Origin of the sequence: Loigolactobacillus iwatensis, from assembly GCF_003950295.1 — a bacterium.
GTDB lineage: Bacteria > Bacillota > Bacilli > Lactobacillales > Lactobacillaceae > Loigolactobacillus > Loigolactobacillus iwatensis.
In genome coordinates, this window is record NZ_RHNP01000004.1 from 141,486 (window position 1) to 152,806 (window position 11,321).

Below are 11,321 nucleotides of genomic sequence, written 5' to 3' on the forward strand. Positions count from 1 at the left end.
TCAAGATATAACCCGACAATCATCAAGTTTAATTACTGGATTGTTTTTAGCCAAGCGGTGAGTAGTTGTGCAATTTTTGTTTGTTGTGTGGCGTTTGAAATTGTGGCGGTGCCATCGTGTTTTTGTTTACCGTAATTGCCAAAGCCGGCGTGATTACCACCTTTAATTTGGCCAAAAACGGCCGCCTGGGGTAAGTATTGCTTGGCAACCCGGTAGTTTTTCCAATTTAAAACCTGATCATGGCTTGCAGTGATGGATAGACTTGTTATTTTTTTGTGGGCTAAGCTTCCTTTTTTATCTGGGTAGCTTGCTAGAAAGAAAACGCCGCGCAGGTTTGAAGTCGTTGCTTTGGCAGCAAAGCGACTGGCAACGACACCTCCCAAAGAATGGCCACCAACAACATAAGTTTGCTTAGGCCGTTTTTGAACAATTAGTTTGGCCTGATTTGGGGCCAAAATGACCAGATCAAGGGGGGACTTCAATAAATAAACATTGTAGCCGTTAGTGGCCAATTTTAGGGCCAACGAACTGTAACTAGCTGCGTCAACTAGGGCACCTTGATAAAAAATAACGGTTGGTTTATTTTCTTTTGGGTGGTGCGCCTTGAAATAGAGGTAGCTATTCGTTTCTTTTGTAGCCTGTTTTGCCGCGGCTAGTGCTATTTTCTGTGGATGGTGAAGCTGACTTTTCGTGTAGAGATAGCCGCCACCTACGAGGAGTAGTATCAAAGCTAATAAGATAATTAAAGTGTTTTTTAGTTTTTTCATAAATGCCTTTCAAATTGCATAATTAAAATTAATTTCATAGTTTGATCTTGATGGGCAGCGTTAAAGATGATTTTTTCAGGCCTATTTAGGCGATAACTATTTGCTTCTAATATTATACTTGCCGGGTTCTAATCAATGTATAAATTCAAGTTATTTAACTCGTACATATTCACTAAAAAAGAAGATAGACCAGGCAAAAAAATAGCAACATTCCAACACAAATGTGTTTAGGAATGTTGCTGGATCAATGATTGGATTAAGGAGAGTACAGGATTTGAACCTGCGCGCCGGTATAAGCCGGTTCGGCGGATTTCGAGTCCGTTGCATTACCACTCTGCCAACTCTCCAGAAAAGCACTCAATAAGTATACCAAAAATCTGGTCGGTTGGCAAAAAGCAATTTTTCCTTTCGAAATTCAACTATCAATTTATTCGGCTCATAACTAGTTTGATTTCAAGAAATCTTCTTGGATAATAAAAATCACTGCCGATTTAGTCGACAGTGATTGATTTAATGTCAGAAAGGTTTAATCCCATGACAAGATCAGTACCGTGGAAGAAGACGTAGCGTTTTACATCCTTAACATCCAAAAATTCGCTTAGCTCGTATGAATGGGTACCGTTTGTGCGCGTATAAACAATGACTTGAGTAATATTATCTAAATTATATTCCTTATCATTATTTGTTTGGATAGTGATCAATTTTATCACCTCAATGATTCCAATTCTAACATGTTTCTCAAAATAAAGATATCTTTCCAGTGTCATACTGGAATTGGAGTGCTGTTATTGTTAAAAAGCAACTATTTCTTGCATGTTTCACAGGATATGTTATATTGAATGGATAGCTTAACTAATTAAATAAGTGTGAGGTGATTTGAATGGCTATTCTGATCGGTATTTTTCTACTTTCAGTCTGGATTGCTGGCTATAACCGAACACACGTTAATACTAATGTTAAGCGGCGAGCTAGCCATCCAACCATTAAACTATAATGGTGTAATAAGTGTTTTGAGCATAAATTATTATTGCTCAGGACACTTATTTTTTGTGTTAAACTAAGTGAAATTGAGGTGCGTAGATGACAATCGTTGGTGTAATAGCAACAAAAAAACAAATTGTGGTTGGTTCTGATTCACGCTTGACAACAATTAATAACCATAGCCGTTTGATAACCACCGATCACGCTCAAAAACTTTTTTGGCTTGCGAATCCAGGTTGTATTATTGCCACTGCAGGAAAGTTTAGTTTGCAGCTTAATCACCACTGGGCACGGTTGAATGAACTAATTGTTTTATTTAAACAGCAAATATCAACTCGGGCGACGTTTAATGAAGTAGTGCAGGCTTTTCAAGAACTTATACATCAGTATAAATTAGATGAAAATGATTTTATTTTAGCGGGTTTAGTTGATGACCAGCCACAATTAATCCATCTAATTAATGGTCGTTTAAAAATACTGGCTTTAGGCACTGAGCAATTGCCTAAGTCCTATTTTTTTGGCCAACCAGAATTGGTTACAGCCTTAACTACCGCGACTAAGCAGCAACTGATTAAAGCGGAATCGATCGAACCAACTGTTAAAATAAAAATTCTATTGAGTGATACGGTTAAGAAGGCCCAGAGTGAAGTTCAGGTTGCAACTGTTGGTGGTCCAATTCAGCTATTAGAATTAAAAAAATCTCAGTAGGACAGATTGTTGATGAATTTGCGCCACTGAGACGAAAGGGCTGGCCGCTTACTATTTCCGATTGTTACTCTAGAACGTGCGCCAAAAAAATTTGGATTGGCCTACCGTTATGTAGTGAACTCAAAATCAACTTTTGTCCCACTTCCGTAAATAAAAATTTTTATTCAGAGTTTAATTTGATTAGGGCTGTTAGGGTTTGGAAAAAGTTTCAAATGAGCTGCTAAGCACACTAGCAGGGTTAGTCGACATAATTGTTGGATAGTTTACTTTTTGTGAATTTTTTGTTAAACTATTTCTTTGTTTGGATTGCACTGAGATTGAAATAGGGGGAATATGTTGTGAATCACTGGATTTTTGTGGTTTATTTTGCTGATTATACAGCTGACGAATCAAGCTTTGAAATATTGCGTGCTTTTACAACAGAAAAGCGGGCTAAGGAGTTTGTAACGATGCTAACGGCTGCACCATTTGAGCGGCACTCCCTGAACTCCGGTGCTTACCACTATAAAAAGGTTACTTTAATATAAAATAGATTTACGCAGTTGGATCCGCACCATTTTTAACCAGGCGAACAACAGGTTAAAGGTGACGCGGATAAATAAAAAGATTGACGCCAAACTAAAGAGTTTGTTGTCAATCTTAAAGTTAGTTAAATATGACTTCTGTACAGGCCCACAACTTTACCCAGAATAGTAACATTTTGTAAAATGATTGGGACAAACGTGTCGTTTTCTGGCTGAAGGCGAATGTGATCGGATTCTTTAAAGAATCGTTTACAAGTTGCTTCATTTTCTGCGGTCATTGCAATAACGATCTCGCCGTTATCAGCATTGGCTTGTTTGCGAACAATGACGTTATCCCCATCAAGAATTCCGGCATTAATCATGCTTTCGCCGCGAATGGTCAACATGAATAAGTCGCGGTCATCGTCATCCATATCTGGTGGAATTGGGAAAAAGTCAGTTGCTTCTTCAACGGCTAAGATAGGTTCACCAGCAGTTACAGTTCCTAAAACAGGAATTTTTGCCGGTGTAATCCCTAATGCGGCCAAGCCGTCAGGTGTGAGCTCAATTGCCCGCGGTTTTGTTGGATCCTTTTGTAAGTAGCCTTTTTTCTCTAAACGAGCTAGGTGTCCGTGCACCGTAGACGTTGAAGAAAGAGAGACGGCCGCTCCAATTTCGCGAACGGTGGGCGGATAGCCTTTTTCATTGACTCGTTCGTGAATGAAACGGAGCACCTCTAATTGCTTTGTTTCATGGGCTTTTATCATGATTGACACCTCAATCTATTTAATATGTTTAGTTTAGCATAGAAAAATGGGCTTTTCAAACAAATGTTCGCGTTTAAATGGTTGATTATCCGCATTTTTTTGTTAAAATAGTCTACAAAATGAGGGAGTCGATTAAAATGGCAATTACTAAACGACTAAAACGAATTAACGAGCTGGCTGCAAAGGCGAAAAAGTCCGAACTAACAGCAGATGAAAAGCAAGAGCAACAGCAATTACGTAAGGAATACATTGCTAGTTTTAGAGAAAATTTACGTCAACAAATTGAAACAACGCAACTCTTTGATAAAAAAGGTAAGGAAATCACACCAGATAAGGTTCAACGAATTCAACGGGAAAAAGGTTGGCGAAAAGACTAAAAAGCCAAAAGCAGCCTTTTCTTTTAGCCGTGAGTTGTGTAGAATTATGTGTGAGTTTAACTATGAAGGGAGAAACACGACGTGGGAATGTTAATTTTGGTCTTTGTTATTGGGGCGGCACTTGGTGTTATTGGTGGCTTCTTTGGAGCCCGGCAGTATATGAAACGCTATTTAGCTGACAATCCACCCATTTCAGAGGATATGATGCGCCAAATGATGATGCAGATGGGTCAAAAACCATCAGAGAAAAAACTAAATCAAATGATGTCTTCAATGAAAGCTCAATCAAAAAAAGCAGCTAAGTCAAAATAATAACCGTTAATTTATTTCGGGAGTTGCTTTTAAATTGTTTTTGTAAGTACTCGATAATGAATTAAATTAAAAGGGTTTAGGAAAGTTAAATCTGAGCCACCTTTAAGTAAAAAATTTGATCGGTCTTGCAATCATTGAATTGTAATTAATATCAATAAAAAAAAGAACTGACCATCGTCAGTTCTTTTTTTGTGTTGGATTATATTCGAAATTCGGGTTAATTTCTTGATCTAATTGGTTAAATGCAGTTTGCATTTGGTCATCGATTTTTGCTATGCCAGCCTTATCCGTTTTTGTTTTCTTGCTCACGTAGATTGGTTCGCCAAAACGAACCGTAATCCGTTTCCGGCTAAATAACTGCTTGAACGAAAGTGGTCCTTGATAAACGGTGGGGACGAGGGGCACATCACTCATTTTAGCGATGATTAGTGCACCACCTTTGAGTTCCTTAGAGTGCCGCGTGCCGGAAGGAAACATAATTAAAGATAATTTTCCTTGACGCAAGATTTTAACGGGGCGCTTAATTGCTGATGGACCTGGATGTGCTCGGTTAACTGGAAAGGCATTTGCGTGAACCAAAATAAAACGAATAATTGGATTTTTAAATAATTCTTCTTTAGCCATAAATGAAAATTTCATTGGACTGGCGGCCAAGGCAAAATAAATGGGATCAAACCAAGTACGGTGGGGCCCAACTAAGATATAAGCACCTTTCGGCAATTGTTCTTTATTTTCGTAATGTGCATTGCCGTTAATTAAGAAAACTAGTATACGCACTACTATACGTGCAAATGAATAAAACATAACAGCATTCCCTTCCGGAATTAATTCAGACATCATTATACCAGATTTTCTTCTGTTGTGAATGTCACTTTTGTTTGTTTCAATTAAATAATTGCCGTATAATTTTGACATTAATAGGTGGAGGAATCGACATGCTTGAACCTGGAGAACGAATTGATCAACTTTATAGTCAAAATATTAAAATCATCCAAAGCTCAGATGTCTTTTCGTTTTCATTGGATGCAGTCCTATTAGCTGATTTTGCAATTTTGCACCAGCATAGTCAAATCGTTGACTTATGTGCAGGTAATGGTGCGGTGGGCCTTTTTTTAACGCAGAAAACGGCGGGATCAATTAGTGCAATTGAATTACAACCACGCCTTGCCGACATGGCACGCCGCTCGGTTCGTTTAAATCATTTAGAACGACAGGTTAACGTTTTTGAGCGAGATTTAGCGACAACTTTTGAAGTGATTCCTAAAGATAGTGTTGATGTCGTCACTTGTAACCCGCCGTACTTCTCTCATTTACCAACTAGTAAAAAGAACCCCAATCCGTATTTAGCGATTGCCCGGCATGAATTAAAAACCAACTTAGACAGCATCTTAACGATCACTAGTGGGTTACTTAAGATGAACGGTAAGGCCTATTTTGTCTACCGGCCCGAACGATTTGTTGAATTAGTGACTAAAGCCCAGCAGCACCGATTAATTGCTAAGCGAATCCGTTTGGTACATCCCATGATCCAACGAGAAGCGAATATGGTGTTAGTCGAATTTATTAAAGATGGTAAATTAGGTGGTCAGCGCTTCTTACCACCGCTAGTCGTTTACGATAAGGATGGAAATTATTCACCCGAAGTTCACAAATTATTATATGGGGAGACGGTAACGGGTGACTAAGTTTTATTTTTACGTCTTACTTTGTGCAGACAACACGCTTTATGGTGGTTTTTCAACGGATGTTACAAAACGAGTAGCAACGCATAATTCTGGTAAGGGAGCAAAATATACGCGTCTAAAAAAGCGCCGCCCAGTAAAATTAATTTATCAACAGGAATTCTTAACTAAATCGGCCGCCTTGAAGGCAGAATACGCTTTTAAACACCAATTGCGTTCAAAAAAGCTTCTTTTTTTACTGGTTAAAGGAGCTATCTTCTGAAAAAAATTGAATTGGCCCTTTACCAAAATTAAACTGGTGCTTATAATGTTAATGTTAGAGAAGGGAGAATTACTATTATTATGAAATATATTGTTTATGGTGTTCGTAAGGACGAAGAAGGCTATGCCAATGCTTGGTCAAAAGAACATAATGCAGAAGTAAAACTTGTTTCTGAGTTGTTAGACAAAAATACGGTTAAGCAGGCTAAGGGCTATGATGCCATTGTCGCTTACCAACAATTGCCTTATGATGAAGAAATCTTTCCAGCAATGAAGGAATTTGGTATTAAAGACCTATCAATCCGTAACGTCGGTGTTGATAACATTCCTACAGATGTTGCTAAGGCTAATGGCGTTCGAGTAACCAATGTACCAAGTTATTCACCAAGTGCTATTGCTGAACTTGCAATCACAGGTTTAATGCAATTACTTCGTCGGACACCAGAATTCAACGAAAAAACTGCAAAAGGTGATTTCCGTTGGGAACCAGATATTGCTAAAGAATTACACACAATGACCGTTGGTGTTGTTGGTACTGGACGTATTGGCCAGGCCGGAATCAACATCTATAAAGGTTTTGGTGCTAAAGTCATCGGCTATGATGTTTACCATAATCCAGCCCTTGAAGCAACTGGTATGTACGTTGACACAATGGACGAATTATTGGCCCAATCTGATGTCATTACATTACATGCTCCAGCTACAAAAGAAAATTATCATATGATTAACAAAGACTCCATTGCTAAAATGAAGGACGGCGTTTATATCATTAACACTGCCCGTGGCGACTTGTTGGATGCTAACGACTTACTTGCTGGTTATAAATCAGGCAAGGTTGCTGGTGCCGTACTTGACGTTTACGAAAACGAAGTTGGTATCTTCAACAACGACTTTACTGGCAAAGAAGTACCAGATGCAACTTTACGTGACTTATTGGCACAACGTGATATCTTAGTTACACCTCACGTTGCTTTCTATACAGAAACTGCCGTTAAGAACATGGTTGATGTTGCCTTAGATTCAGCAACAGAAATGGTCGAAAAGGGTGAAAGTAAGAACGAAGTTAAGTTCTAAACTTGCTTTATTGGCTAGGGCTCACGAGGATAGTATCCTTGTGGGCTTTTTTTGTTGGCTGACCGGCAAAATATCACAGTTAATAAAAATAGTTGCGGACTGGTTTGTTTTGGGGTATGATATTAACCGGTGTTAAATAACATCAATTCACACCTTGCGTGATAATAAGCGTGGTGCTTTTTTCAAAGTTCACTTATTACTTGATCGCTGGGGAGGAAAAACCAAGGAGGAATTTATCATGGCAGTAATTACAATGAAACAATTGCTTGAAGCTGGGGTTCATTTTGGTCACCAAACACGTCGGTGGAATCCAAAAATGAAACCATACATTTTTACAGAACGGAATGGCATCTACATTATTGACTTACAAAAGACTGTTAAGTTAGTTGATAATGCCTATGACTTCATGAAGAACACTGCTGCTGACGGTGGCGTCATTCTTTTTGTTGGTACTAAAAAGCAAGCACAAGACTCTATTCAAGAAGAAGCAACTCGTGCGGGCCAATATTACGTTAACCATCGTTGGTTAGGTGGTACTTTAACTAACTGGCAGACAATTCAAAAACGAATTGCGCATTTAAAAGAAATCAAACAAATGGGTGAAGATGGTACCTTTGATAAGTTACCTAAGAAAGAAGTTTCTCAATTAAACAAGCAACGTGAGAAGCTTGAAAAGTTCTTAGGCGGGATTGAAGATATGCCACGGATTCCCGATGTTTTATTCATCGTTGACCCACGCAAAGAAAAGATTGCTGTTCAAGAAGCTCATAAATTGAACATTCCGATCGTTGCAATGGTTGATACTAATACTGATCCAGATGATATCGACGTTATTATTCCATCCAACGATGACGCAATCCGGGCTGTCCGTTTAATCACTTCTAAGATGGCTGACGCAATTGTTGAAGGCCGTCAAGGTGAAGAACAAGAAGTCAATGAAAAGACTTTTGCTGCTGAAGATAAGAAGGAAGATAGCGCTGCTGCGGATTCAGAAACACCAAGCAACGAAAGCTTAGCTGATCTACAAAAAGCAGTTGAAGGTAAAAATCGTAATAATTAAGCGTGTTTTGAAACGCGATTTTGTTAAAGGTTATAACAAAATAAGTTCAAATGTGTCTAAAAGGCACCTTTCTGGACTTAACAACGATTGATAAGTAGGTGTATTACGTGAATTATTTACTAATCGCGGTTGTTATTCAGAATTCGGACGCTTTTTAGAAGCTCTTTCAATTTAAACTAAACATTTTTTGAGGCTGTCTTAAAGGTAGGCACAGTAATGCAAGCCTTATATCTAAGGCAGTCTCTTTTTAAATTAAATAAGGAGGTCGTATTATGGCGACTAAAATTACTGCTGCACAAGTAAAGGAATTACGTGAAAAATCTGGCGCTGGCATGATGGCTGCTAAAAAGGCTTTAGTAGCATCAGACGGTGACATGAATAAAGCAATGGAAGCACTGCGCGAAAAAGGTGTTAAGACTGCTGAAAAGAAGAGTGGTCGGGTAGCTGCCGAAGGATTAGCTGATGTTTCAATCAAGGGCAACGTTGCGGCAATCGTTGAAGTTAACTCCGAAACGGATTTTGTTGCGAACAACAAAGATTTCCAAAAATTAGTTCAAGATATTGCAGATGCAATGGCAGAAAATAAACCTACCGATCAAAAGGCTGCTGAGGCAACCAAGTTGGCCGATGGAACAACGGTTGCTGCCGCTGTTATTAACGCAACAGCAACAATCGGTGAAAAAATTAGTTTCCGCCGCTTTACTGTTCTTGAAAAAACTGATAATGGTCATTTTGGTTCTTACCGGCACATGGGCGGCCGAATTGCCGCTTTAACAGTTGTTGAAGGTGCTGATGACGCAACTGCTAAAGATGTTGCTATGCACGTTGCAGCTATCAATCCACAATATGTTTCCCGTGAACAAGTACCAGCTGACATTATGGCTAAAGAAAAGGCTAATCTTACTGAAGAAGCAAAAACTGAAGGTAAGCCAGAAAAAATTGTTGAAAAGATTGTTGAAGGTCGCTTAAACAAGTTTTTAGCTGAAATTAGTTTAGACGATCAAGAATTTGTTAAGGATTCTGACCAAACCGTTGCTCACTACGTTGGTTCTAAAAACGGTAAAGTTAAACATTTTGTTCGTTATGAAGTTGGCGAAGGTATCGAAAAAGAAGAAAAAGACTTTGCTGCTGAAGTACAAAGCGAAATGAATCGTTAATTCATTTTAAGTAAGGGAACGCAGAATCCTGCGCTCCTTTTTTTTGGATAACTTACTCGCTAGTTAGTCAGGTATGCTAAAATGAAGAAGAAAACATTACGGAGGTTAGTCATAAGATGGCAGATATTAAGTATAAACGTATCGTTTTAAAAATTAGTGGCGAAGCTTTGGCCGGTGAAAAGGGTTTCGGTATTAATCCGCCAGTTATTCAAGATGTGGCAAAAGAACTTAAAGAAGTTTATAAACTTGGTGTCCAAATTGCGATCGTCGTTGGCGGCGGTAATATTTGGCGCGGTCAAACTGGTGCCGAAATGGGAATGGAACGTGCTCAGGCCGATTATATGGGAATGCTTGCAACTGTCATGAATGCTTTAGCGTTACAAGATAATTTGGAACAACAAGGTGTCCCAACTCGAGTTCAGACCTCGATTGAAATGCGCCAAATTGCTGAACCTTATATTCGGCGGAAAGCAATTCGCCATTTAGAAAAGGATCGCGTTGTTATTTTTGCTGCTGGAACGGGTAATCCGTATTTCTCGACGGACACTACGGCTGCTTTACGGGCTGCTGAAATTGATGCGGATGTCATTTTAATGGCTAAAAATAATGTTGATGGTGTTTATTCTGCTGATCCAAATAAGGATAAAAATGCGGTTAAGTACGAAGAACTAACGCATTTAGATATTATTGATAAAGGCCTACAAGTAATGGATACAACGGCAAGCTCACTTTCAATGGACAATGATATTCCGCTGGTTGTTTTTAACCTGAACGAGACTGGCAATATTAAGCGGGTAGTTGAAGGCGAACAAATTGGAACAACAATTAGGGGGAAAGAATAATGGCAAGTGATCCAGCTTTAGTAGAAGCACAAAAAAAGATGAAGAACGCAGAAGAAGCACTACAGCGGGAGCTTGGAACAATTCGGGCAGGTCGTGCTAATGCAGGTATTTTAAGTCGAGTTATGGTTGACTATTATGGGGTTCCAACACCACTTAATCAAGTTGCTACAATTACGATTCCAGAAGCCCGCGTATTGATGGTAACACCATACGATAAATCGAGTTTAAAGGATATTGAACATGCTATTTTGGTTTCTGATTTAGGTATTTCACCAGCTAATGATGGGACAGCCATTCGTTTAGTTATTCCGCAGCTTACGCAAGATCGACGTGCAGAATTGGCTAAAGATGTTAAGAAACAGGCTGAAAATTCAAAAATTGTAGTCCGCAATGCCCGTCGTGATGCAATGGAGGACTTACGTAAACGTGAAAAGGCTAATGAGTTAACTGAAGATGACTTACATGGTTTAGAAGATCAGGCGCAGAAGCTAACTAATGAATCAACCAAACGAGTTGATCAGATCGCTGCTGACAAAGAAAAAGAAATCATAAGTGATTAATTTATTTGGCTCTCTGTCAAATCCTGTTGATAGCCAATTTTACAGCGTTAGAAGTTAGGCAACTTCTAATGCTGTTTTTTTATTTGGTTTGGTGCGCATTTGTTGTAGTTTGATCCGTGAAACTAAATGGTGATAGTTACGAAAACCAAAAGCCGTTCGCTGGATCTGTTTGATCATACGATTGATGCCCTCGATGGGACCGTTCGAATACTTTGATTCACTGGCATTGAGGATGATCTCTAGGTTCTTCTTGAAGGTGATTAGCGTGGC

The 11,321-nt window shown here is 39.0% G+C and carries 16 protein-coding genes and 1 tRNA gene; 11 read left to right on the forward strand and 6 right to left on the reverse strand.

Features of this window, described 5'->3' with window-relative positions:
• Nucleotides 1-32: 32 nt before the first annotated feature.
• From EKM98_RS02435 to EKM98_RS02445, 3 genes are all read right to left on the reverse strand, one after another.
• The gene (locus EKM98_RS02435; protein WP_125980352.1) at nucleotides 33-767 is read right to left on the reverse strand and encodes an alpha/beta hydrolase; all 735 of its coding nucleotides are present in this window, start codon (nucleotides 765-767) and stop codon (nucleotides 33-35) included.
• Nucleotides 768-1,026: 259 nt separating this feature from the next.
• Nucleotides 1,027-1,114 (reverse strand) — tRNA-Ser (locus EKM98_RS02440).
• A 144-nt stretch (nucleotides 1,115-1,258) separates the two neighbouring features.
• Nucleotides 1,259-1,468 carry a hypothetical protein gene (locus EKM98_RS02445; protein WP_068224682.1) on the reverse strand — a complete coding sequence of 70 codons (210 nt, stop codon included), beginning with the start codon at nucleotides 1,466-1,468 and terminating at the stop codon, nucleotides 1,259-1,261.
• A gap of 379 nt (nucleotides 1,469-1,847) precedes the next feature.
• On the opposite strand from EKM98_RS02445, the gene EKM98_RS02450 reads away from it, so the two are divergent.
• Together EKM98_RS02450 and EKM98_RS02455 are read left to right on the forward strand one after the other, a co-directional pair.
• Nucleotides 1,848-2,456 (forward strand): Ntn hydrolase family protein, encoded by a 609-nt coding sequence (locus EKM98_RS02450; protein ID WP_125980354.1) that lies wholly within the window; start codon nucleotides 1,848-1,850, stop codon nucleotides 2,454-2,456.
• A 338-nt stretch (nucleotides 2,457-2,794) separates the two neighbouring features.
• The gene (locus tag EKM98_RS02455) at nucleotides 2,795-2,983 is read left to right on the forward strand and encodes a hypothetical protein (RefSeq protein ID WP_125980356.1); all 189 of its coding nucleotides are present in this window, start codon (nucleotides 2,795-2,797) and stop codon (nucleotides 2,981-2,983) included.
• Nucleotides 2,984-3,105: 122 nt separating this feature from the next.
• Here the strand turns inward: EKM98_RS02455 and lexA are convergent, their stop codons facing one another.
• Nucleotides 3,106-3,726 (reverse strand): transcriptional repressor LexA, encoded by a 621-nt coding sequence (gene lexA, locus EKM98_RS02460; protein WP_125980357.1) that lies wholly within the window; start codon nucleotides 3,724-3,726, stop codon nucleotides 3,106-3,108.
• 137 nt (nucleotides 3,727-3,863) lie between these two features.
• Here lexA and EKM98_RS02465 point away from each other — a divergent pair, with 137 nt between their 5' ends.
• Nucleotides 3,864-4,103 carry a DUF896 domain-containing protein gene (locus tag EKM98_RS02465; protein WP_068224674.1) on the forward strand — a complete coding sequence of 80 codons (240 nt, stop codon included), beginning with the start codon at nucleotides 3,864-3,866 and terminating at the stop codon, nucleotides 4,101-4,103.
• An 87-nt stretch (nucleotides 4,104-4,190) separates the two neighbouring features.
• Complete coding sequence (locus EKM98_RS02470) at nucleotides 4,191-4,415, forward strand: YneF family protein (protein ID WP_068226225.1); 225 nt, start codon at nucleotides 4,191-4,193, stop codon at nucleotides 4,413-4,415.
• A 177-nt stretch (nucleotides 4,416-4,592) separates the two neighbouring features.
• Here the strand turns inward: EKM98_RS02470 and EKM98_RS02475 are convergent, their stop codons facing one another.
• A complete protein-coding gene (locus tag EKM98_RS02475; RefSeq protein ID WP_125980359.1) occupies nucleotides 4,593-5,219 on the reverse strand; it encodes a lysophospholipid acyltransferase family protein in 627 nt (208 codons plus the stop codon).
• A gap of 131 nt (nucleotides 5,220-5,350) precedes the next feature.
• Between EKM98_RS02475 and EKM98_RS02480 the strand changes: the two genes are divergently transcribed.
• The 7 genes from EKM98_RS02480 to frr all read left to right on the forward strand — a co-directional run bounded on the left by EKM98_RS02480 (nucleotide 5,351) and on the right by frr (nucleotide 11,051).
• Nucleotides 5,351-6,100, forward strand: a complete 750-nt coding sequence (locus tag EKM98_RS02480) for a tRNA1(Val) (adenine(37)-N6)-methyltransferase (protein WP_125980361.1) — start codon at nucleotides 5,351-5,353, stop codon at nucleotides 6,098-6,100.
• Nucleotides 6,093-6,359 carry a GIY-YIG nuclease family protein gene (locus EKM98_RS02485; RefSeq protein WP_125980362.1) on the forward strand — a complete coding sequence of 89 codons (267 nt, stop codon included), beginning with the start codon at nucleotides 6,093-6,095 and terminating at the stop codon, nucleotides 6,357-6,359. Before EKM98_RS02480 ends, EKM98_RS02485 begins: the two co-directional genes overlap by 8 nt.
• Before the next feature lie 80 nt (nucleotides 6,360-6,439).
• On the forward strand, nucleotides 6,440-7,432 hold the full coding sequence (locus tag EKM98_RS02490; protein ID WP_125980364.1) for a D-2-hydroxyacid dehydrogenase: 993 nt from the start codon (nucleotides 6,440-6,442) through the stop codon (nucleotides 7,430-7,432).
• 238 nt (nucleotides 7,433-7,670) lie between these two features.
• On the forward strand, nucleotides 7,671-8,492 hold the full coding sequence (gene rpsB / locus EKM98_RS02495; RefSeq protein WP_125980366.1) for a 30S ribosomal protein S2: 822 nt from the start codon (nucleotides 7,671-7,673) through the stop codon (nucleotides 8,490-8,492).
• Nucleotides 8,493-8,764: 272 nt separating this feature from the next.
• Complete coding sequence (gene tsf, locus EKM98_RS02500) at nucleotides 8,765-9,649, forward strand: translation elongation factor Ts (RefSeq protein WP_125980368.1); 885 nt, start codon at nucleotides 8,765-8,767, stop codon at nucleotides 9,647-9,649.
• A gap of 116 nt (nucleotides 9,650-9,765) precedes the next feature.
• Nucleotides 9,766-10,491, forward strand: coding sequence for a UMP kinase (pyrH, locus tag EKM98_RS02505; protein WP_068224656.1), 726 nt, complete (start codon nucleotides 9,766-9,768; stop codon nucleotides 10,489-10,491).
• A complete protein-coding gene (frr, locus tag EKM98_RS02510; RefSeq protein WP_191983362.1) occupies nucleotides 10,488-11,051 on the forward strand; it encodes a ribosome recycling factor in 564 nt (187 codons plus the stop codon). Before pyrH ends, frr begins: the two co-directional genes overlap by 4 nt.
• Before the next feature lie 54 nt (nucleotides 11,052-11,105).
• On the opposite strand, the gene EKM98_RS02515 is transcribed toward frr, so the two are convergent.
• Nucleotides 11,106-11,321 (reverse strand): transposase (locus EKM98_RS02515; protein ID WP_164512650.1); only part of this gene is annotated, 216 nt, incomplete at its 5' end.

Bases quoted from the DNA above. Each gene is read 5' to 3' on its own strand.
- EKM98_RS02435 (WP_125980352.1), bottom strand. From the start codon at position 767: ATGAAAAAACTAAAAAACACTTTAATTATCTTATTAGCTTTGATACTA.
- rpsB (WP_125980366.1), top strand. From the start codon at position 7,671: ATGGCAGTAATTACAATGAAACAATTGCTTGAAGCTGGGGTTCATTTT.
- pyrH (WP_068224656.1), top strand. From the start codon at position 9,766: ATGGCAGATATTAAGTATAAACGTATCGTTTTAAAAATTAGTGGCGAA.
- EKM98_RS02490 (WP_125980364.1), top strand. From the start codon at position 6,440: ATGAAATATATTGTTTATGGTGTTCGTAAGGACGAAGAAGGCTATGCC.
- EKM98_RS02465 (WP_068224674.1), top strand. From the start codon at position 3,864: ATGGCAATTACTAAACGACTAAAACGAATTAACGAGCTGGCTGCAAAG.
- EKM98_RS02480 (WP_125980361.1), top strand. From the start codon at position 5,351: ATGCTTGAACCTGGAGAACGAATTGATCAACTTTATAGTCAAAATATT.
- EKM98_RS02450 (WP_125980354.1), top strand. From the start codon at position 1,848: ATGACAATCGTTGGTGTAATAGCAACAAAAAAACAAATTGTGGTTGGT.
- EKM98_RS02475 (WP_125980359.1), bottom strand. From the start codon at position 5,219: ATGTTTTATTCATTTGCACGTATAGTAGTGCGTATACTAGTTTTCTTA.
- lexA (WP_125980357.1), bottom strand. From the start codon at position 3,726: ATGATAAAAGCCCATGAAACAAAGCAATTAGAGGTGCTCCGTTTCATT.
- tsf (WP_125980368.1), top strand. From the start codon at position 8,765: ATGGCGACTAAAATTACTGCTGCACAAGTAAAGGAATTACGTGAAAAA.
- EKM98_RS02470 (WP_068226225.1), top strand. From the start codon at position 4,191: ATGTTAATTTTGGTCTTTGTTATTGGGGCGGCACTTGGTGTTATTGGT.